Raw genomic sequence first — 20497 nt, forward strand, 5'->3', positions numbered from 1 at the left:
TTTGTTGATAAACAATGAATTGTAATGTTGGCACGATTTTTTCATATACCGATTGTTCTCGCAGGGGATCGCCCCGTGGATATAAAAGGAAATGCTATGAAGTCTATGTTTAAAGTTTCACTGGCTGCACTCACCCTGGCTTTTGCAGTTTCTTCTCATGCTGCAGACAAGCAACTGGTTGTGGCAACGGACACGGCGTTCGTTCCGTTTGAGTTCAAACAAGGCGACAAGTACGTCGGCTTTGATATCGATCTGTGGGCCGCGATTGCGAAAGAACTGAAGCTGGATTACACCCTGAAGCCAATGGACTTTAGCGGCATTATCCCTGCGCTGCAGACCAAAAATATCGACCTGGCGCTGGCGGGTATCACCATTACCGACGAACGTAAAAAAGCAGTCGACTTCTCCGACGGCTACTACAAAAGCGGCCTGCTGGTGATGGTTAAAGCCAACAACAACGACATTAAAAGCGTGAAAGATCTCGATGGCAAAGTGGTCGCTGTGAAGAGCGGCACCGGTTCTGTTGATTACGCGAAAGCCAACATCAAAACCAAAGACCTGCGTCAGTTCCCGAACATCGATAACGCGTATATGGAATTAGGCACTAACCGCGCCGACGCGGTGCTGCACGATACGCCAAACATTCTCTACTTCATCAAAACTGCCGGTAACGGTCAGTTCAAAGCGGTAGGCGAATCTCTGGAAGCACAGCAGTACGGTATTGCGTTCTCTAAAGGCAACGACGAGCTGCGCACCAAAGTTAACGGCGCGCTGAAAACGCTGCGCGAGAACGGTACCTACAACGAAATCTACAAAAAATGGTTCGGTACTGAACCTAAATAAACCCACCTGATTTATCAGGTTCTGTAACGCCCGGTGGCGCTTGCGCTTACCGGGCCTACAATTTTAGTCAGCACACGTTGGCTCATTTTTTATTTTTCACCACGGTATACAGGAACACATCATGCAGTTTGACTGGAGCGTCATCTGGCCAGCCATTCCAATTTTGTTGGACGGCGCCAAAATGACTCTGTGGATTTCGATCCTCGGCCTGGCGGGCGGTATTGTTATCGGTCTGCTGGCGGGTCTGGCCCGCACCTACGGCGGCTGGATTGCTAACCACATTGCCCTCGTATTCATTGAAGTGATCCGCGGTACGCCGATCGTCGTGCAGGTGATGTATATCTACTTCGCCCTGCCGATGGCCTTCCCGGATATTCGCATCGACACCTTCACCGCAGCAGTGATCACCATCATGATCAACTCCGGCGCCTACATTGCTGAAATCACCCGTGGCTCGGTGCTGTCGATCCATAAAGGTTTCAGCGAAGCCGGTCTCGCGCTCGGTCTTTCCCGTCGCGAAACCATTCGTCACGTGATTATGCCGCTGGCCCTGCGCCGCATGCTGCCCGCGCTCGGCAACCAGCTCATCATCAGTATCAAAGATACCTCGCTGTTTATCGTTATCGGTGCCGCAGAGCTGACCCGCAGCGGCCAGGAAATTATCGCCGGGAACTTCCGCGCGCTGGAAATCTGGACCGCTGTTGGCGTTATCTACCTCATTATCACGCAGGTACTCAACATCGTGCTCCGCGTTCTTGAAAGAAGGATGAAAATCCTGTGATTGAATTTAAAAACGTCTCTAAGCACTTTGGGCAAACCCAGGTGCTGCATAACATCGATCTCAACGTCAAACAGGGTGAAGTGGTGGTGATTATCGGGCCGTCCGGCTCCGGTAAATCGACGCTGCTGCGCTGCATTAACAAACTGGAAGAGATAACCAGCGGTGACCTGATCGTCGATGGTCTGAAGGTCAACGACCCGAAAGTGGACGAACGCCTGATCCGCCAGGAAGCGGGGATGGTGTTCCAGCAGTTCTATCTGTTCCCACACCTAACGGCGCTGGAGAACGTGATGTTTGGCCCAACCCGCGTGCGCGGTCTGAACAAAGATGAGGCAGAAAAGCTGGCGAAAGATCTGCTGGCGAAGGTCGGTCTTGCCGAGCGCGCCCATCACTACCCTTCTGAGCTTTCCGGCGGCCAGCAGCAGCGCGTGGCCATTGCCCGTGCGCTGGCGGTGAAACCGAAGATGATGTTGTTTGATGAGCCAACCTCAGCGCTCGACCCGGAGCTGCGCCACGAGGTGCTGAAGGTTATGCAGGATCTGGCGGAAGAAGGCATGACGATGGTTATCGTGACCCACGAAATCGGCTTTGCCGAGAAAGTGGCGTCTCGCCTGATCTTTATTGATAAAGGCCGGATTGCCGAGGATGGCAACCCACAGGAGCTGGTGAAGAACCCACCAAGCCAGCGTCTGCAAGAGTTCCTGCAGCACGTATCCTGATGCTAACGCCGTTTATTCCCTTGGGATAAACGGCGTTTTTTCTTAGCGTTTGCGCGCGAGGAATCGACGACGCTGTTCGTCATCCATAAACGACCAGGCAATAAAGCGACTCTGCTTCTGACCCTGCGCCATCTCTTTTTTGACGACCTTCACCGCACCTGCATCGGTCAACGCACGATACAGCGGCGGCAGGTTTTCGCCTTTGGATACCAGCGACGTAAACCACATCACCTGACGAGCAAAACCTTTGCTCTCCGCGATCATCTGTTTGATAAAGGCCACTTCCCCACCTTCACACCACAGCTCCTGCTGCTGGCCACCAAAGTTCAGCGCATCGTCACGGTCCTGACCCAGGTTACGGCGCTTACGCTCGCTGCCCGCACGCGCTGCGGCCGCCGAATCGTGAAACGGCGGGTTGCACAGCGTGGCATCATACTGTTCGTTTTTGTGGATCACGCCGTTGAACATCGCCGTCGTATCCTTCTGGCGACGCAGACGGATCATGCGGTTCAGCGACGGGTTCGCGCTCAGGATTGCCTGCGCGCTGGTAAAGGCTTCTGAGTGCGTTTCACTGCCAGTGAAACGCCAGCCGTATTCATGCGCGCCAATCAGCGGATAGATACAGTTTGCGCCGACACCAATATCCAGAATGCTGGCCCCTTTTACTACATTCCCGCTCTCATCGCTGAGCAGGTCACCCAGATGATGAATATAATCCGCGCGTCCCGGTACCGGTGGGCAGAGAAAACCTTCCGGAATATCCCACTCTTTGACCGCATAAAAGTGCGCCAGCAGCGCTTTGTTCAGCGTCTTCACCGCCAGCGGATCGGCGAAGTTGATGGTCTGCTCGCCTGCCGGGCTGAGGGTAATAAAATCACGCAGTGCGGGAACGGCCTGGCACAGCACGTCGAGATCGTAGCGACTATGATGACGGTTACGCGGGTGTAAACCCGGTTTTTGGGTACTCATGACTTTCTCCTGTCGTAATGCGGCGTAAGATACCCGTTGACGACGGTGCGGTAAATAAGTGAGTCTGGATTCCTGCTTCTAAATATCAGGTGCGCTATGTATTTTTATGAGCCTTCCCACGGACATGGGCTGCCCCACGACCCGCTCAACGCCATTGTCGGCCCGCGTCCTATTGGCTGGATTTCCTCCATCGACCCGCAGGGGCGGCGCAATCTTGCGCCCTACAGCTTTTTTAACTGCTTTAACTATCGCCCACCGATCATCGGTTTCGCCAGCAGCGGCTGGAAAGATAGCGTGCAGAATATTGTCGAGACCAAAGAGTTTGTCTGGAACCTGACCACGCGCGATTTAGCCACCGCGATGAACGAAACCTCCGCCACGCTGCCGCGCGGTGAAGATGAGTTCACCCGTGCGGGGCTCACGGCAGCCGCCAGTCAGTTGGTGAAAGCGCCTCGCGTGGCTGAAAGCCCGGTTAACTTCGAGTGCCGCCTGTCACAGTGTATTCAGCTCACCGGTGCAGACGGTACCGCCGTCGATACCTGGCTGGTGCTGGGCGAGGTGGTCGGCATTCATATTGATGAATCGCTGCTGGAAAATGGCATCTACCAAACCGCCAAAGCCCAGCCGGTGCTCCGCGCTGGGGGGCCATCGGCCTATTACACCATTGATGAGCGTCATCGGTTTGATTTAATCCGCCCGGATGCGCGTCAGGGGTGATCGAGCCCCCCCGGGTCGGCGTAAACGCTTCGCCCGGGCTACGCGCTAAAGTGTTACCTATGTTTCCGGTTTGCACCGTTATAGCGCCTTGCCTATCACACTTGCGACAACATAATCTTCAACGCTGTATAGCTCAAATCATCAGTTTTTCTTGTGGAAAGCGGCACGCAAATTTTAACGCCGGGTTTCTCCCGGAGTCGGCGTACACGCCTCGTCCAGGCTACGGGGCGGCAGGTTCGTAGCCCAGGCGAGCGCAGCGACTCCGGGAACCACTCCGACCAGCATGTAATCTTTATGTATAAAAAATGAAGAAACTGTAAAGCAATGTATTTATTTTTAGCTCAATGAGTGATAAAAAGTTACGCGTTTTGATAATGCTTCTCACAATCATTATCAACATCATTTAAAAAATTAAGCAACCTGCAGTGGCAAAGGGGACAAGACGTGCCCGGTTGTCATCTTTAACATCGCTTTTAAAAATTATAAGACGCTCATTGATATGGATAAAAATCGCACTACCCCGTTCAGCAGCTTTGGCTCGCTCACCTTTTTTACCGGGCTGTGTATTGGCCTGACGCCTGCTGCCCAAGCCGCGGACAGTAAAGAAAAAAGCCAGGGAGATACGCTGGTTGTTGAAGCGCAAGCCCCGTCACTGTATGCCCCGACAAAATCAGCCGACCCGAAATTCAGCCGCCCGATTGCCGACACCACGCGTACCGTGACGGTGATTTCCGAGCAGGTGCTTAAGGATCAGGGTGCCACCAACCTGACCGATGCGCTGAAAAACGTGCCGGGCGTGGGCGCATTCTTTGCGGGTGAAAACGGCAGTTCATCGACTGGCGATACCATCTATATGCGCGGTGCGGATACGTCGAACAGTATCTACATCGATGGCATTCGTGATATCGGCAGCGTGACGCGTGACACCTTCAACACCGAACAGGTAGAAGTGATTAAAGGCCCGTCTGGTTCAGACTATGGCCGCAGCGCGCCGACGGGCTCTATCAATATGATCAGCAAGCAGCCGCGCCTGGACTCTGGTATCGATGCTTCGGCAAGCGTAGGCAGCGCGTGGTATCGCCGCGGCACGCTGGATCTGAACGAAGCGATCGGCGACACCACCGCCGTGCGCTTAAACCTGATGGGGGAAAAAACCCACGACGCCGGGCGTGATAACGTGAAAAATGAGCGCTACGGCGTTGCCCCTTCCATCGCCTTTGGTCTCGGTACGCAAAACCGTCTGTACCTGAACTATCTGCACGTCACCCAGCACAACACACCGGATGGCGGTGTACCAACCGTAGGTCTGCCGGGCTACTCCGCGCCAAACGCCGCCACATCAGCGCTGAATAGCTCAGGCAAAGTCGATACACACAACTTCTACGGCACCAACTCAGACTACGACGACTCTACCACCGACACGGCGACGATGCGTTTCGAGCACGACTTCAACGACACCACCACCCTCCGCAATACCACCCGCTGGTCGCAGATTAAGCAGGACTATCTGATGACGGCGGTGATGGGTGGGGCAACTAACATCGGTCGACCAAACCCTAACGATGTCGGTACCTGGACCTGGACGCGCAACGTCAACACCAAAGACGTGAGCAACAAGATCCTGACCAACCAGACCAACCTGACCTCGAAGTTCTACACCGGCGCTATCGGCCACGATATCAGCACCGGCGTCGAGTTTACCCACGAGCAGCAGACTAACTACGGCGTCTATCCAATGACCGCCCCGGCGGTGAATCTGTATAACCCGAACAGTAACGTCAACATCGGCAGCCTGAGCCGCAGCGGCGCTAACGCTAACGGTCAGACCGATACCTTTGGTGTTTACGCGTTCGATACGCTGCAAATTACCCGTGATTTTGAGCTGAACGGCGGCATTCGCCTGGATAGCTATCACACCGAATATGACAGCGCCTCACTCTGTGGCGGTACGGGCCGTGGCGCGGTTGCCTGCCCGGCGGGCGTTGCCAAAAATAGCCCGGTCACCACCGTCGATGCGACCAAATCGGGTAATCTGGTCAACTGGAAAACGGGGGCGCTGTATCACCTGACGCAAAACGGCAACGTCTACGTCAACTACGCCATCTCCCAGCAGCCTCCGGGCGGCAGCAACTTCGCGCTGGCCGCTGGCGGCACGGGCAACAGCGCCAACCGTACCGACTTTAAGCCGCAGAAGGCCAAAACCAGCGAGGCGGGCACCAAGTGGGAGCTGCTGGATAAACGCCTGCTGCTGTCGGCGGCACTGTTCCGTACCGATATTGAAAACGACGTTGAAGCCAACGACGACGGCACCTATTCGCAGTACGGCACCAAACGCGTAGAAGGCTATGAAATCTCCGTTGCCGGCAACATCACGCCAGAATGGCAGGTCATTGGCGGCTTTACGCAGCAGCGCGCGACCATCCAGCAGGGTGCCGATGTTGCGCAGGACGGCTCATCTTCACTGCCGTACACGCCGGAGCATGCGTTCACCCTGTGGAGCCAGTATCAGGCCACCGATGCCATTTCCGTCGGCGCGGGTGCACGTTATATTGGTAGCATGCGCCGTGGTACTGATGGTGCCGTCGGCACACCAAACTCCACCGACAGCTACTGGGTTGCCGATGCCAAGATTGGCTATCGCGTAAACAGCACGCTCGACCTGCAGTTGAACGCCTATAACCTGTTTGATACCAACTATGTTGCCTCGATCAACAAGAGCGGCTATCGCTATCATCCGGGCGAGCCGAGAACCTTCGTGTTAACGGCTAACGTACACTTCTAAGTATCATCGTGGGGCGCAAGCCCCACTTTTTTTAAGGAGAGATTCCCATGATGTACCGCATTCCTGGCGTATTGAACGCCGACGAGGTTCGTCTGCTTGTTGAAGAGTTGAGCCAGGCGGAGTGGGTAGATGGCCGAGCGACCGTCGGCGCGCAGGGAGCGCAGGTGAAGCAAAATCAGCAGGTCGACACTCGCAGCGAACGCTACGTCCGCCTACAGGCAAAAGTACTGGAGGCGGTGAATCGTCACTCGCTGTTCTTCGCCGCCGCGTTGCCCAGGACGATCTCCAGCCCGTTGTTCAACCGTTACCAGCAGCAGGAGACCTACGGTTTTCACGTCGATGGCGCGGTACGCCAGCACCCGCAAAGCGGCTGGATGCGCACCGACCTCTCCGCCACGCTGTTTTTGTCCGACCCGGAAAGCTATGAGGGTGGCGAGCTAACCATTAACGATACCTACGGCCAGCACGCGGTGAAGCTTCCGGCGGGCGATTTGGTGCTCTACCCTTCCAGCAGCCTGCACTGCGTCACGCCGGTGACCTCAGGCGTCCGCATCGCCTCCTTTATGTGGATTCAGTCAATGATTCGCGATGACAAACGTCGCGCCATGCTGTTTGAGCTTGATGGCAATATTCAATCTTTAAAACGCCGTCACGGTGAGTCAGAAGAGGCGCTTTCGCTGCTTAATCTCTACCATAACCTGCTGCGGGAATGGTCAGAAATTTAGCCCGAAATATTTCTCAAATTTTATGATGGAGATAAACAGGGGCGGCGGATGATACGACTATCAGTGGCTATCACCGGCAAACCACTCCATCAAAAAATAAACTCATGACAAAAATTTACGACCAATCCGTTAATTGGAATATAATGCTAATTAAAGGCGATAAAACCAGCCTTGATGACAAATCTATACCTGCATATACAGAGCAATCGGTTATCTTTACGAGCACGCTTTTTGGCAAATAAAGTGGCAAATTGTGCGCTAGATCGCGTTCTTACCGCTAGACACCCCGCAAACATATTCATTTCATGAATATTTTATTAATAATCAATACATTAATAATCGTTCAATTTTTTTGAGTATGGACATCAATTCTCTTCGATTTATTCCGTCGAAAAAAAACGTGATACTTCTCACATCGACGGAAACAACGTCATCCGAACAACATCACCTGCGAGAGATTAATGATGAAAACGATTAAATATGCTGTTGCTGCTATTGCCCTTTCTACTCTGTCCTTCGGTGCTTTTGCTGCCCAACCGGTCACTCAGGAACAAGCGCAGAAAATGAATGAAATTGGTGTGGTCTCTGCGAACGGTGCAAGCACGCTGGATGGTCTGGAAGCAAAACTGGCGCAGAAAGCCGCTGACGCTGGCGCATCCGGTTACAGCATCACCTCCGCTAACACCAACAACAAAGTTAGCGGCACCGCGGTTATCTACAAATAACCAACCGATGTAATACCCCGTGAGCCTGACCTCTCGCGGGTGCTCCAACCCTCATTGAACTTGTTGATACCCTTATTTGCCCGGCCGCCACGCCGGGCTTTTTTTTGCGTGGAATTTGGTGGGATGGTGTTGATCCCGGGGTCACTTCGCCTCGCCCGGGTTACGGGTAATGTAGCCCGGGCAAGGCGTTTACGCCGCCCCCGGGAAAGCACGACGGCTTAATACGACTGCGCGACGCGCGTCAGCCCTTCTTCAATACTCTGCACTTCACCCGTCGCCAGCAGACAGCACGCGAGCTGAATTTTTAGCGAATGCGGCACCGGCTCAACGCCCGCCACACAGCGCTCAATCCATTGGGCGGTGATTTCTGGATCCTTGCTTGACGGCAGCACCACTTCCGTCTCGGGCTGCTCGCTCTGACGTTCATTAACCACTCGCGCTCCCTCGGCATCGATCAGCGTGATCTGCGGGCAACGCTGTGGGTTGGCGTACACCTCGCCTTCCGTCCCGTGCATCAGCAGGCTACGCCCACCAATATCAGCAAAGAATTTCGCCACTTTCCCCACGTATTCGGGGTGAGACACGCTGGACAAACGCAGCGCGGCGCTCTCTTCAAACGGCGTGGCAAGCTTCGCCAGCGTATGGGCGCTGTTGCGCACGCCTAGCTGCCAGCGGAAATTCAGCTGTCGCTCCAGCGGCGGACACAATGCGCCAACCGGAATATAGACCGGCTGATGGCCTTCGAGCTTCGCCTGTGCCTGACCGGCGTGGCGAGTAGGCTCAATGCCCATCAGGGCGAAAATGGTTTCCGTAATGACACGGGTAGGGTCTTCGCTCACGCCGTGCACCACCACCGGGAAGCCCAGCTTGTGCAGCAGCATCGCCAGCAGCGGCGTCAGGTTGGCCTGTTTACGCGCGCCGTTATAGCTCGGAATGACGATAGGCATGGGTTTGCCTGCCGGCGGCGTTAAGCGCAGCGTCTTTTGCTGCATCGCGTCGTAGAAGCCGAGCATCTCCGCTTCGCCTTCGCCCTTAATACGCATGGAGAGCAAAATCGCACCCATTTCCAGTTCCGGCACGTCGCCGTCCAGCATATGGCTATACAGGCCGCGCGCGGTCTCCTGGTCCAGGTCACGGGCGTGATTTTTACCGCGCCCGATCTCTTTGATGATTTTGCGATAATCCATGTGCTGCTCCTTTTACATGCTCATTCGGCGGCTTCGTCCCGACGGCACAACGCTCGACCGGGCTACCGTTTTTTACGGCGCGGCGATTTGGGTTTCGCCGTGGGGGCTTTTTGCTTTACTTCCGGTACTTCCGGGCGTTCAATCGGGAAAACCGGTAACGCATTCAGTAAACGCTTACCGTAGTTTTTGGTCAACAACCGCTTATCATAGATAACCACTTCGCCCCAGCAGCCATGGCTACGGATAAGGCGCCCAACCTGCTGAATCAGGTTAAACGAGGCGCTGGGTAGACTCTGCACCTCAAAAGGATAGCGGTTGAGGCTTTTCAGCCACTCCCCTTCGGTAATGACTACCGGGCTATCGATTGGCGGGAAGGCAATTTTGTGGATATGCACCTGAGTGAGCAGGTCACCTTTCAGATCCAGACCCTCGGCAAAAGATTGCAGGCCAACCAGCACGCTGCGCTCGCCGTTTTCCACCCGTTTACGGTGCAGCTCCACCAGCCGATAGCGCGGCTGATCGCCCTGCACTAGCAGCATCAGTCGCAGGTCGGTAACGTACTCGAGGAAACGCTGCATCGCGCGCCCGCTGGCAAACAGCACCAGCATGCCGTGATGTTTTTTGCTTTCAACCTGTTCGCGGAAGTAGGCTGCCATCTCAGCAATATGCTGCTCTTCATTGTCGATAAGCGGCTCATACTGCATCTGCGGAATAACGATTTTACCCTGTTCGACGTGGTTGAACGGCGAATCCAGCGCAACGAAGCGATCGCCTGCCTTCTCCTTCAGACCGCTCATCTCCTGCAGACGGGAGAAGCTGTTCAGTGAACGCAAAGTTGCCGAAGTGACCACAATATGCGGCACGCTGCGCCACAGCAGGCGTTCGAGCTGATCGCTCACGCGAATACCGACGCAATGGAACCAGACGTGCATCTGCCCATCGCGCATATCACGCGTCGCCCACTTGGTCACCGGCGCGCCCGACGCCTGAGCAAGCGAAGCCAGCCGCCACAGCTTACTCTGGGACTCAAACATACCCAGGGCGCGGTTCATCTGCAAAATAATGCGGTGCAGCCGCACGATATCGTGGCTGCCGGTTTTTTCACTCAGATCGTTTAAGAACAGCTCGGCAAGCCCGCGCAGCATCTCGGTAAGCTTGGCCAGACGCTGGCAAATCTCCATCACCTCATCAGGCAATTCGCCCATCGGGAAGCGGTGCTCGGCCTCCTGGGTGACGGGAAGATAGAGATTCAGAATGTTATTGAGTGAAGCAATCAGCTCGTAAAGCTCTTCGCAGTGGGCGGTCAGCCGCTCCGGCAATGCCAGCGGCGGCGTAGTTTTCGGGCGGAACTGCTCCATGCAGGTCGCTACCAGCTTGCTAAAGAGATCAAGCTGCAGCCGATACCACGGCGCGGTAATCTCCGCGCTCATCTCTAGCGCATCACGGGCGACGTCAGGCAAATGGTGGCCTTCATCCAGCACCAGCAGCAGGTTTTTCGGCTCCGGCAGCACCGCTTCGCTCTCCATCGCGGCCATCACCAGCGCGTGGTTGGCGACAACCACTTCCGCCTCCTGAATTTCGCGGCGAGCGACGAAGAACGGGCATTCGCGGTAGTAGTGGCAGTTGCGGTTCAGGCAGCTGGCTTTGTCGGTGCTCAGGCGACGCCACAGATCGTCGTCAATGGCGATATCGGTGTGATCGCGCAGGCCATCCCACTTGTAGCCGTCGAGATCACCCTTTAGCTTTGCGCAGCGCTTCTGCTCTTCCTGGTTGTTTGGCGTGAGTTCGTCGTCGAGGAACGCCAGCAGGTCCTGCTGGTTCGGCTCGGTGCTGGCGAGCGCCGCCAGATTACGCGGGCACACATAGCGCCCACGGCCAAAGGCAGCGGTAAAGCGCAGGTCGGGGATAATTTTGCGCAGCAGCGGCAGGTCTTTACTGTAGATCTGATCCTGTAAGGCAACGTTGGCGGTACTGACTACCAGCGTTTTTTGTTCTTCGCGGGCAATGGCAATGCCGGGGATCAGATACGAGAGCGTTTTCCCGACGCCGGTCGGCGCTTCAATCGCCAGGTGCCGCCCCTCTTCCCCGGTAAGCGTTTTGGCGACGTCAGCAATCATCTGCCGCTGCGGCGCGCGGGGGATAAAGTCGGGAATCTGTTCCTGGAGCGCCTTGTACCAGGCGGCGATTTGCGCTTTTAGCGCAGCGGTCAAAGCCATGAGAAAACCTGAGATACTGTATAAACAGCCACTATTGTGGCATTTTCTGCACGATGCCGCAAAAAAGAAAGCCCGGCTTTCGGCCGGGCTCGCAATTTACTGTGCTGCTGCGGGTTTACGCGGACGGCGCGGCGGGCGTGGCTTATCGCCAGCCGGTTTGCCTTCCGCACTGCGCGGCTTGGCTTTCGGCGCCCCGCCGTCGTTACGACGCGGCGGCTGCTGGCTGCGACCTGCGCCCTGGCCTTGACCCTGGCTCTGACCGCGGCCACGGCCACCGCCGTTGCCACCATTACCGCTGCCACGCTGCTGGCGACCATTCTGAATCGGCTCAGCTTTGATTGACGGATCGACGTCATAACCATCGAGGGCGATGCGTGGGATCTCTTTCTTCAGCAGACGTTCGATGTCACGCAGCAGTTTGAGTTCATCAACACACACCAGAGACAGCGCTTCACCGGTGGCCGCCGCACGGCCGGTACGGCCGATACGGTGAACGTAATCTTCCGGCACGTTTGGCAGCTCGTAGTTCACCACGTGCGGCAGCTCTTCGATATCGAGGCCACGCGCGGCGATGTCGGTTGCCACCAGCACGCGAATATCACCGGATTTAAAATCAGCCAGCGCACGCGTACGCGCACCCTGTGATTTATTGCCGTGAATTGCCGCGCTGCGGATGCCGTCTTTGTTCAGCTGCTCTGCCAGATGGTTCGCACCGTGTTTGGTACGGGTGAAGACCAGCACCTGCTGCCAGTTACCCTGACCAATCATCTGCGACAGCAGTTCGCGCTTACGCTTTTTATCGACCATGTGTACATGCTGCGTCACCTGCTCGGAAGCGGTGTTGCGACGCGCCACTTCGATTTCCAGCGGGTTGGTCAGCAGTTTTTCTGCCAGCGCTTTGATGTCGTCAGAGAAGGTCGCGGAGAACAGCAGGTTCTGACGCTTAGCGGGCAGTTTGGTCAGCACACGGCGGATATCGTGGATAAAGCCCATATCCAGCATGCGGTCCGCTTCGTCCAGCACCAGAATTTCAACCTGGTCCAGCTTCACGGCGTTTTGATGTTCGAGGTCCAGCAGACGACCCGGCGTTGCCACCAGCACGTCAACGCCGCCGCGCAGCTTCATCATCTGCGGGTTAATGCTCACACCACCGAAAACCACCAGCGAACGGATGTTCAGGTAGCGGCTGTATTCGCGGACGTTTTCGCCAATCTGGGCGGCCAGCTCACGGGTTGGTGTGAGGATCAGCGCGCGCACCGGGCGGCGGCCTTTAACGTGCGGCTCGCGGGAAACCAGCAGCTGCAGCAGCGGCAGCGTAAAGCCTGCGGTTTTACCGGTGCCGGTCTGCGCGCTGGCCATCAGGTCACGGCCCTGCAGTACAGCAGGAATCGCCTGCTGCTGAATAGGAGTGGGTTCCTGGTAGCCTTGCTCGGCAACGGCACGCAGAATATCGGGGTTCAGTCCGAGGGAATCAAAAGACATACATACTCCACACCCACCCCGACCGCACGCGGTGTAGTTTTCGAGGGGATAAAAAACGGGGGAATGACAAAAACCACAATGTCATGAAGGGGCGGAGTGTAGCAGTTTTTGTGATGCACCGCATAAATTATCCCCTCCGGCGGAGAAAACAAGATTATTCACCAGACTGGACAAGTTTAAAAACGCGGCATAATCTTAATCAATCGTTTGATTAATTTTTGGTGGCACAATGAATGCAACGCCAATAACCAGTAAAGGTGAGCAGGCCAAAAGCCAGCTAATAGCCGCGGGGCTCGCCCAGTTTGGCGAGTACGGGCTGCATGCCACCACCCGAGACATCGCCGCCCAGGCCGGGCAGAATATCGCAGCGATTACCTACTATTTTGGCTCAAAGGAAGATTTATACCAGGCCTGCGCGCAGTGGATTGCCGACTTTATTGGCGAGAACTTCCGCCCGCATGCCGAAGCGGCAGAAAAGCTCTTTGCCCAGCCAGAGCCGGACAGAGAAGCGATGCGGGCGCTGATTCTTAACGCCTGCCAGAACATGATCCTGCTGTTAACCCAGGACGACACCCTGAACCTCAGCAAATTTATCTCCCGCGAGCAGCTTTCACCGACCGCCGCCTACCAACGCATTCACGATCAGGTTATCGCCCCGCTGCACGCGCACCTCACCCGGCTGATTGCCGCCTATACTGGCTGCGAGGCCAACAGTACGCAGATGATCCTCCATACCCACGCGCTGCTCGGCGAAGTGCTGGCCTTTCGCCTCGGGCGGGAAACCATCCTGATGCGCACCGGCTGGTCGCAGTTTGACGCCGATAAGGCCGAGCAGATTTTCCAGGTGGTGACCTGCCACATCGATTTGATTTTGCAAGGACTGACGCAAAGGAGCCTGAAGTCATGAAAAAACCGGTAGCGCTTATTCTGGTCGTGGTGGTCATCGTCGCCCTGATTGGCGGCGGAACATGGTGGTATCAGAGTCGGCAAAATAACGGCCTGACCCTATATGGAAACGTCGATATTCGCACCGTTAATATGAGCTTCCGTGTCGGCGGGCGCCTGCAGTCGCTGGCGGTTGACGAGGGGGATGCCATTAAGCAGGGGCAGTCGCTGGGCGAACTGGATAAAGCGCCATTTGAAAACGCGCTGATGCAGGCAAAAGCCAACGTCGCCACCGCCCAGGCGCAGTACGACCTGATGATGGCAGGCTACCGGGCCGAAGAGATTGCGCAGGCGGCGGCGGCGGTCAAACAAGCGCAGGCCGCCTATGACTACGCGCAGAGCTTCTTGCAGCGCCAGCAGGGGCTGTGGAGCAAACGGCTGTTGTCGGCAAACGATCTGGAAAACGCGAAATCCTCTCGTGACCAGGCGCTGGCGACGCTGAAATCCGCGCAGGATAAACTGAGTCAGTACCGCGCCGGCAACCGTCCACAGGAAATCGCCCAGGCCAAAGCTAATCTGGAACAGGCTCAGGCGCAGCTGGCACAATCTACACTCGATTTACAGGACACCGTACTCACCGCCCCTTCGGACGGTACGCTGCTCACCCGCGCCGTGGAGCCGGGCAGCATGCTTAGCGCGGGCAGCACGGTGTTGACGCTCTCCCTGACCCATCCGGTGTGGGTTCGTGCCTATGTGGATGAAAAAAATCTCAGCCAGGCGCAGCCGGGTCGCGAGATTCTGCTCTATACCGACGGTCGCCCGGATAAGCCGTACCACGGTAAAATTGGTTTTGTGTCGCCAACCGCGGAATTCACCCCAAAAACCGTTGAAACACCCGACCTGCGTACCGACCTGGTCTATCGTCTGCGCATTATCGTGACCGATGCCGACGCTAGCCTGCGTCAGGGGATGCCGGTCACGCTGCACTTTAGCGATGAGCCGCGCCATGAGTGAACAGCAGATTCAGCTGCACGGGCTGGTTAAACAGTTCGCCGGCATGAACAAACCAGCGGTGGCGAAGCTGGACTGCACGATTAACGCCGGCTACGTCACCGGGCTGGTCGGCCCGGACGGTGCGGGGAAAACCACGCTGATGCGCATGCTGGCGGGTTTATTAAAACCCGACGACGGCAGCGCCGTGGTGTTGGGGCTTGACCCAATTCGTGACGATAGCGCCCTGCACTCAGTGATGGGCTATATGCCACAGAAGTTCGGCCTTTACGAAGACCTTACGGTAATGGAGAACCTCAACCTCTACGCCGACCTGCGCAGCGTCACCGGCGAAGCGCGCGAGAAAACCTTCGCTCGCCTGCTGGAATTTACCGCGCTCGGCCCGTTTACCTCACGTCTGGCCGGTAAACTCTCCGGCGGCATGAAGCAGAAGCTGGGGCTCGCCTGTACGCTGGTTGGCGAACCGAAGGTGCTGTTGCTCGACGAGCCCGGCGTCGGCGTAGACCCCATCTCCCGCCGCGAACTGTGGCAGATGGTGCATGAATTAGCAGGCGACGGGATGCTGATCCTCTGGAGCACCTCCTATCTCGATGAAGCCGAGCAGTGCCAGGACGTGCTGCTGATGAACGAAGGCGAGCTGCTCTATCAGGGCGAACCCACCGCCCTCACCCGCACCATGGCCGGGCGCAGCTTTTTAATGCATAGCCCGGTAGAGAACAACCGCCGACTGTTACAGCACGCGCTGAAGCAGGAGATGGTCAGCGACGGGATGATTCAGGGCCGCTCGGTGCGGGTTATTCTGAAGAAATCGGCAACGGCGGACGATCTCAAACGCGCGCCGGGCATACCGGAGCTGGTCATTGAAGAGACCACGCCACGCTTTGAAGATGCGTTTATCGACCTGCTCGGCGGCGCGGGCACGTCTGAATCCCCGCTGGGAGCGATTTTGCACACCGTTGAAGGTTCAGCGGATGAGACGGTTATAGAAGCCCGAGAGCTCACCAAGAAATTCGGCGATTTCGCCGCCACTGACCACGTAAACTTCGCCGTCAAACGCGGCGAGATTTTCGGCCTGCTCGGGCCCAACGGCGCAGGCAAGTCCACCACCTTCAAGATGATGTGCGGCCTGCTGGTTCCTACCTCCGGCAACGCGTTAGTGCTGGATATGGATCTGAAAACCGGTTCCGGCAAAGCCCGCCAGCATTTGGGCTATATGGCACAGAAATTTTCCCTCTACGGTAACCTGACCGTCGAACAGAACCTGCGTTTCTTCTCCGGCGTATATGGCCTGCGCGGGCGGGTACAGAACGACAAAATTGAGCGCATGAGCGAGGCGTTTGGCCTGAAGGAAATCGCTCGTCACACCACCGACGCATTACCGCTGGGCTTTAAGCAGCGTCTGGCGTTGGCCTGCTCGCTGATGCACGAGCCGGATATTCTGTTTCTCGATGAACCGACCTCCGGCGTCGATCCCATCACCCGCCGTGAATTCTGGCTGCACATCAACAGCATGGTGGAGAAAGGGGTCACCGTGATGGTGACCACCCACTTTATGGATGAAGCTGAATACTGCGACCGTATCGGTCTGGTCTATCGCGGCAAGCTGATTGCCAGCGGCACGCCGGACGATTTAAAAGCCAAAGCCGCGGATGAGCAACAGCCCGACCCGACCATGGAGCAGGCGTTTATCACCCTCATTCGCGACTGGGATAAGGAGCATGCCGATGAGCGCTAAAGGGCTATCGTGGCGGCGCGTGCGCGCGCTGTGCGTGAAGGAGACGCGGCAGATCGTTCGCGATCCCAGCAGTTGGCTGATTGCGGTGGTGATCCCGCTGATGCTGCTGTTTATTTTCGGCTATGGCATCAACCTCGACTCCAGCAAGCTGCGGGTTGGCGTGCTGCTCGAACAGCAGAGCAAAGAGGCGCTGGACTTCACCCATATCCTCACCGGCTCGCCCTATATCGACGCCACCATTAGCGACAATCGCCAGCAACTGATCGAGATGATGCAGGCCGGGCGCATTCGCGGCCTGGTGGTGGTGCCGGTGGATTTTGATAAGAAAATGGCCCGCCCCGGCGACGATGCGCCGATTCAGGTGATCACCGACGGCAGCGAGCCTAATACCGCTAACTTTGTGCAGGGCTACGTCGAGGGGATCTGGCAGCTGTGGCAAAAACAGCGCGCGGAAGATAACGGCCAGAGCTTCGAACCGTTAATCGACGTGCAGACCCGCTACTGGTTTAACCCGGCGGCCATCAGCCAGCACTTTATTATTCCGGGGGCGATAACCATCATTATGACGGTTATCGGCGCGATCCTGACGTCGCTGGTGATCGCCCGCGAATGGGAGCGCGGCACCATGGAAGCGCTGCTCTCCACCGAAGTGACCCGCGTCGAGCTGCTGCTGTGTAAGCTTATCCCCTACTACTTCCTCGGCATGCTGGCGATGCTGCTCTGTATGCTGGTGTCGGTGTTTGTGCTCGGCGTGCCGTATCGCGGTTCGCTGGTGATTCTGTTTTTCATCACCAGTCTGTTTTTGCTCAGCACGCTGGGAATGGGGTTGCTGATTTCGACCATCACCCGCAACCAGTTTAACGCCGCCCAGGTGGCGCTGAACGCCGCGTTTCTGCCGTCGATTATGCTGTCCGGGTTTATTTTCCAGATAGACAGTATGCCAGCGGCCATCCGCGTGGTGACCTATATCATCCCTGCGCGCTATTTCGTCAGCACCCTGCAAAGCCTGTTTCTGGCGGGGAATATTCCGGTAGTGCTAATGGTCAACACGCTGTTTTTGATTGCCTCAGCGGTGATGTTTATTGGCCTGACGTGGATGAAGACCAAACGTCGATTGGATTAATTTTCGTGCTCGCATATTGCCCGGTGGCGCTGCGCTTACCGGGCCTACGAGCCTGGTAGGTCGGGTTAGCGCAGCGCCACCCGACATGAGGACGGCACTATGTTTTACCGCTTATGGACGCTTATCCGCAAAGAGCTACAGTCGCTGCTGCGCGAACCGCAGACACGCGCCATTTTGATAATGCCAGTGCTGATCCAGGTGCTGCTGTTCCCCTTTGCCGCCACGCTCGAGGTGACCAACGCCACCATCGCCGTCTATAACGAAGATAACGGCAAGCATTCGGTAGAGCTGACCCAGCGCTTCGCTCGCGCCAAAGCGTTTACCCACGTTCTGCTGCTGCAAAGCCCGCAGGAGATCCAGCCAACCATCGACACCCAGAAGGCGCTGCTGCTGGTGCGCTTCCCGGCTGATTTCTCGCGTAATCTCGATACCTTCCAGACCGCACCGATGCAGCTCTTGCTCGACGGGCGTAACTCGAACAGCGCCCAGATTGCCGCTAACTATCTGCAGCAGATCGTCAAAAACTATCAGCAGGAGCTGCTGGAGGGAAAAGCAAAACCCAATAACAGCGAGCTGGTGGTGCGTAACTGGTACAACCCTAATCTCGATTACAAATGGTTCGTGGTGCCGTCGCTGATCGCCATGATCACCACCATCGGGGTGATGATCGTTACCTCGCTGTCGGTGGCACGCGAACGCGAACAGGGCACGCTCGACCAGCTGCTGGTCTCCCCGCTGGCCACCTGGCAAATTTTCGTTGGCAAGGCGGTGCCTGCGCTGATTGTGGCAACCTTCCAGGCAAGCATCGTGCTGGCGGTCGGGATATGGGCCTATCAGATCCCCTTCGCCGGGTCGCTGGCGTTGTTCTACTTTACGATGGTGATTTACGGGCTGTCGCTGGTGGGCTTCGGGCTGCTTATCTCATCGCTGTGTTCAACGCAGCAGCAGGCATTTATTGGGGTATTCGTCTTTATGATGCCCGCCATTCTGCTGTCGGGTTACGTGTCGCCGGTTGAGAACATGCCGGTGTGGTTGCAGCATCTGACGTGGATAAACCCAATTCGGCACTTTACCGATATCACCAAGCAGATCTATTTGAAGGATGCGAGTTTGTCGATTATCTGGGGAAGTTTGTGGCCGCTACTGTTTATAGCGGCCACGACGGGATCAGTGGCGTACGCGATGTTTCGCCGCAAGATCGCCTGAGGCTTTCTCTTTTACCAGCAGTGAGAACACGGCAGGGCCTGCAAGGATAGCGAGCCCGGCCAGCGCCAGCAGGTAATTGTTGTGCAGTACGCGTGACAGCAACCAGACGGCAATCATCGCCGCGCCAAAATACCAGGTGGTGGTTAACTCTTCGAGCACGTCGGCGAAGGCACGCCAGCGCTGCTCAGGGTGGCGCTGCAGCGCCAGCATCAATACGACGGTCACGGCATACAGCACGCAGAGCCCAAGGCCTACGCGCACCAGCGCGCCGCCCATCCAGCCCATCACCAGTGCGGCGACGACCAGTAAATGCAACATAATCTGCCAGCAACTCAGTCCTGTTGCGACACGAATTCGTTGTTGCCACTTCATGGCTTCTCTCCTGAAGAATTTTATTCGCTTATTCAGAGTACCCAAGTCTACGGAAAATTCCGTAATAGTGGTGCTTTTTGTGACGCTGTTGTCACTATTTTCACCAACAGGGTGATGAATTGTGCCTAAACATTCATTTAACGAAGAGGAAAATGCAGGGGATTAGGTGAGATTCCCGGCGTCGCTGCGCTCGGCCGGGCTACTAATTCGCGCCTGTAGGCCTGATAAGCGCAGCGCCATCAGGTACCCCGACGCGCATTGCCGGATGGCGGCGTAAAAGCCTTATCCGGCCTACACGTTCAATGCCACGTTAGCGGCGGTTGCCGAAAATACGCAGCAGCATCAGGAACAGGTTGATGAAGTCGAGATACAGCGTTAGCGCGCCAAGAATGGCGTATTTACGCAGGTTCGACGAATCGCGCACGTCAATCTGCTCGCCGATATTTTTCAGCTTCTGGGTGTCGTAAGCGGTCAGGCCAACGAACACAATCACCCCGATGTAGGTGATGGCCCACATCAGCGCATCGCTTTTCAGCCAGAAGTTCACCAGTGACGCCAGCACAATACCGATCAGCGCCATAAACAGCATGTTGCCAAAGCCGCTCAGGTCACGCTTCGTGGTGTAGCCGTACAGGCTCATAATACCGAACATCCCGCCGGTCACCACGAAGGTGCTGGCGATGGACGAATAGGTATAGACGATGAAAATACTCGATAGCGTCAGCCCGGTGAGCGCTGAGTAGAGCATAAACAGCGTAGTCGCCATGCCTGCGCTCAAACGCTGCACCATGCCCGAGAGCACGAATACCAACGCTAACTGTGCAATGATCAGACCAAAGAAGGTAATTTTGCTGGAAAAGACGAACATCATTACCGCGGGAGTATTCGCCGCATACCAGGCGATAAACGCCGTCAGCAGCAACCCGCAGGTCATCCAGCCGTATACCTGCGCCATATAGGTTTGCAGACCACTACGTGCCTGCACAATTGAGTCGGACCGAGGGAATCGTTCCATGACT

The 20497-nt window shown here is 56.4% G+C and carries 18 protein-coding genes; 12 read left to right on the top strand and 6 right to left on the bottom strand.

The window, feature by feature from the left end:
• Positions 1–96: 96 nt before the first annotated feature.
• The 3 genes from glnH to glnQ all read left to right on the top strand — a co-directional run bounded on the left by glnH (position 97) and on the right by glnQ (position 2343).
• Positions 97–843, top strand: coding sequence for a glutamine ABC transporter substrate-binding protein GlnH (glnH, locus tag ACLGE8_RS06505; RefSeq protein ID WP_185666687.1), 747 nt, complete (start codon positions 97–99; stop codon positions 841–843).
• 121 nt (positions 844–964) lie between these two features.
• Positions 965–1624, top strand: coding sequence for a glutamine ABC transporter permease GlnP (gene glnP / locus ACLGE8_RS06510; protein WP_035892271.1), 660 nt, complete (start codon positions 965–967; stop codon positions 1622–1624).
• Positions 1621–2343, top strand: coding sequence for a glutamine ABC transporter ATP-binding protein GlnQ (gene glnQ / locus ACLGE8_RS06515; protein WP_395595384.1), 723 nt, complete (start codon positions 1621–1623; stop codon positions 2341–2343). Before glnP ends, glnQ begins: the two co-directional genes overlap by 4 nt.
• A gap of 42 nt (positions 2344–2385) precedes the next feature.
• Here the strand turns inward: glnQ and rlmF are convergent, their stop codons facing one another.
• Positions 2386–3312, bottom strand: a complete 927-nt coding sequence (rlmF, locus tag ACLGE8_RS06520) for a 23S rRNA (adenine(1618)-N(6))-methyltransferase RlmF (protein WP_410997344.1) — start codon at positions 3310–3312, stop codon at positions 2386–2388.
• A gap of 96 nt (positions 3313–3408) precedes the next feature.
• Between rlmF and ACLGE8_RS06525 the strand changes: the two genes are divergently transcribed.
• The 4 genes from ACLGE8_RS06525 to ybiJ all read left to right on the top strand — a co-directional run bounded on the left by ACLGE8_RS06525 (position 3409) and on the right by ybiJ (position 8261).
• Positions 3409–4029: a flavin reductase family protein gene (locus ACLGE8_RS06525; RefSeq protein ID WP_410997346.1), complete on the top strand. Its 621-nt coding sequence runs from the start codon at positions 3409–3411 to the stop codon at positions 4027–4029.
• 499 nt (positions 4030–4528) lie between these two features.
• Positions 4529–6811: a catecholate siderophore receptor Fiu gene (locus tag ACLGE8_RS06530; protein ID WP_410997348.1), complete on the top strand. Its 2283-nt coding sequence runs from the start codon at positions 4529–4531 to the stop codon at positions 6809–6811.
• Positions 6812–6858: 47 nt separating this feature from the next.
• Positions 6859–7536 (top strand): PKHD-type hydroxylase YbiX, encoded by a 678-nt coding sequence (gene ybiX, locus ACLGE8_RS06535; RefSeq protein WP_410997350.1) that lies wholly within the window; start codon positions 6859–6861, stop codon positions 7534–7536.
• Between the two features lie 464 nt (positions 7537–8000).
• On the top strand, positions 8001–8261 hold the full coding sequence (gene ybiJ / locus ACLGE8_RS06540; protein WP_185666760.1) for a DUF1471 family protein YbiJ: 261 nt from the start codon (positions 8001–8003) through the stop codon (positions 8259–8261).
• 218 nt (positions 8262–8479) lie between these two features.
• Here ybiJ and ybiB read toward each other — a convergent pair whose 3' ends face one another.
• From ybiB to rhlE, 3 genes are all read right to left on the bottom strand, one after another.
• Positions 8480–9448 (bottom strand): DNA-binding protein YbiB, encoded by a 969-nt coding sequence (gene ybiB, locus ACLGE8_RS06545; protein ID WP_410997352.1) that lies wholly within the window; start codon positions 9446–9448, stop codon positions 8480–8482.
• Between the two features lie 62 nt (positions 9449–9510).
• Positions 9511–11664 (bottom strand): ATP-dependent DNA helicase DinG, encoded by a 2154-nt coding sequence (gene dinG / locus ACLGE8_RS06550; protein WP_410997354.1) that lies wholly within the window; start codon positions 11662–11664, stop codon positions 9511–9513.
• Positions 11665–11760: 96 nt separating this feature from the next.
• Entirely contained in the window at positions 11761–13146 is a 1386-nt protein-coding gene (gene rhlE / locus ACLGE8_RS06555; RefSeq protein ID WP_410997356.1) for an ATP-dependent RNA helicase RhlE, read from the bottom strand.
• 229 nt (positions 13147–13375) lie between these two features.
• On the opposite strand from rhlE, the gene cecR reads away from it, so the two are divergent.
• The 5 genes from cecR (at position 13376) to ACLGE8_RS06580 (ending at position 19106) form a co-directional block, all read left to right on the top strand.
• On the top strand, positions 13376–14053 hold the full coding sequence (cecR, locus tag ACLGE8_RS06560; protein ID WP_410997358.1) for a transcriptional regulator CecR: 678 nt from the start codon (positions 13376–13378) through the stop codon (positions 14051–14053).
• Complete coding sequence (gene hlyD / locus ACLGE8_RS06565) at positions 14050–15045, top strand: secretion protein HlyD (protein WP_410997360.1); 996 nt, start codon at positions 14050–14052, stop codon at positions 15043–15045. Before cecR ends, hlyD begins: the two co-directional genes overlap by 4 nt.
• Positions 15038–16777: an ATP-binding cassette domain-containing protein gene (locus tag ACLGE8_RS06570; RefSeq protein ID WP_410997362.1), complete on the top strand. Its 1740-nt coding sequence runs from the start codon at positions 15038–15040 to the stop codon at positions 16775–16777. The genes hlyD and ACLGE8_RS06570 overlap by 8 nt, the downstream gene beginning before the upstream one ends.
• Positions 16767–17900 carry an ABC transporter permease gene (locus ACLGE8_RS06575; RefSeq protein WP_410997364.1) on the top strand — a complete coding sequence of 378 codons (1134 nt, stop codon included), beginning with the start codon at positions 16767–16769 and terminating at the stop codon, positions 17898–17900. The genes ACLGE8_RS06570 and ACLGE8_RS06575 overlap by 11 nt, the downstream gene beginning before the upstream one ends.
• A gap of 99 nt (positions 17901–17999) precedes the next feature.
• The gene (locus tag ACLGE8_RS06580) at positions 18000–19106 is read left to right on the top strand and encodes an ABC transporter permease (protein WP_410997366.1); all 1107 of its coding nucleotides are present in this window, start codon (positions 18000–18002) and stop codon (positions 19104–19106) included.
• On the opposite strand, the gene ACLGE8_RS06585 is transcribed toward ACLGE8_RS06580, so the two are convergent.
• Positions 19068–19478 carry a YbhQ family protein gene (locus tag ACLGE8_RS06585; RefSeq protein WP_035892252.1) on the bottom strand — a complete coding sequence of 137 codons (411 nt, stop codon included), beginning with the start codon at positions 19476–19478 and terminating at the stop codon, positions 19068–19070. The two genes, ACLGE8_RS06580 and ACLGE8_RS06585, sit on opposite strands and share 39 nt — an antisense overlap.
• Positions 19479–19788: 310 nt before the next feature.
• Positions 19789–20493, bottom strand: coding sequence for a Bax inhibitor-1 family protein (locus ACLGE8_RS06590; protein WP_035892249.1), 705 nt, complete (start codon positions 20491–20493; stop codon positions 19789–19791).
• Between the last annotated feature and the right edge of the window lie 4 nt (positions 20494–20497).

It is taken from the genome of Kluyvera sp. 142486 (assembly GCF_046569695.1).
In the GTDB taxonomy this organism is placed as follows: Bacteria; Pseudomonadota; Gammaproteobacteria; order Enterobacterales; family Enterobacteriaceae; genus Kluyvera.

Bases quoted from the DNA above. Each gene is read 5' to 3' on its own strand.
- glnH (WP_185666687.1), top strand. From the start codon at position 97: ATGAAGTCTATGTTTAAAGTTTCACTGGCTGCACTCACCCTGGCTTTT.
- glnP (WP_035892271.1), top strand. From the start codon at position 965: ATGCAGTTTGACTGGAGCGTCATCTGGCCAGCCATTCCAATTTTGTTG.
- rlmF (WP_410997344.1), bottom strand. From the start codon at position 3,312: ATGAGTACCCAAAAACCGGGTTTACACCCGCGTAACCGTCATCATAGT.
- ACLGE8_RS06525 (WP_410997346.1), top strand. From the start codon at position 3,409: ATGTATTTTTATGAGCCTTCCCACGGACATGGGCTGCCCCACGACCCG.
- ACLGE8_RS06530 (WP_410997348.1), top strand. From the start codon at position 4,529: ATGGATAAAAATCGCACTACCCCGTTCAGCAGCTTTGGCTCGCTCACC.
- ybiX (WP_410997350.1), top strand. From the start codon at position 6,859: ATGATGTACCGCATTCCTGGCGTATTGAACGCCGACGAGGTTCGTCTG.
- ybiJ (WP_185666760.1), top strand. From the start codon at position 8,001: ATGAAAACGATTAAATATGCTGTTGCTGCTATTGCCCTTTCTACTCTG.
- ybiB (WP_410997352.1), bottom strand. From the start codon at position 9,448: ATGGATTATCGCAAAATCATCAAAGAGATCGGGCGCGGTAAAAATCAC.
- dinG (WP_410997354.1), bottom strand. From the start codon at position 11,664: ATGGCTTTGACCGCTGCGCTAAAAGCGCAAATCGCCGCCTGGTACAAG.
- rhlE (WP_410997356.1), bottom strand. From the start codon at position 13,146: ATGTCTTTTGATTCCCTCGGACTGAACCCCGATATTCTGCGTGCCGTT.
- cecR (WP_410997358.1), top strand. From the start codon at position 13,376: ATGAATGCAACGCCAATAACCAGTAAAGGTGAGCAGGCCAAAAGCCAG.
- hlyD (WP_410997360.1), top strand. From the start codon at position 14,050: ATGAAAAAACCGGTAGCGCTTATTCTGGTCGTGGTGGTCATCGTCGCC.
- ACLGE8_RS06570 (WP_410997362.1), top strand. From the start codon at position 15,038: ATGAGTGAACAGCAGATTCAGCTGCACGGGCTGGTTAAACAGTTCGCC.
- ACLGE8_RS06575 (WP_410997364.1), top strand. From the start codon at position 16,767: ATGAGCGCTAAAGGGCTATCGTGGCGGCGCGTGCGCGCGCTGTGCGTG.
- ACLGE8_RS06580 (WP_410997366.1), top strand. From the start codon at position 18,000: ATGTTTTACCGCTTATGGACGCTTATCCGCAAAGAGCTACAGTCGCTG.
- ACLGE8_RS06585 (WP_035892252.1), bottom strand. From the start codon at position 19,478: ATGAAGTGGCAACAACGAATTCGTGTCGCAACAGGACTGAGTTGCTGG.
- ACLGE8_RS06590 (WP_035892249.1), bottom strand. From the start codon at position 20,493: ATGGAACGATTCCCTCGGTCCGACTCAATTGTGCAGGCACGTAGTGGT.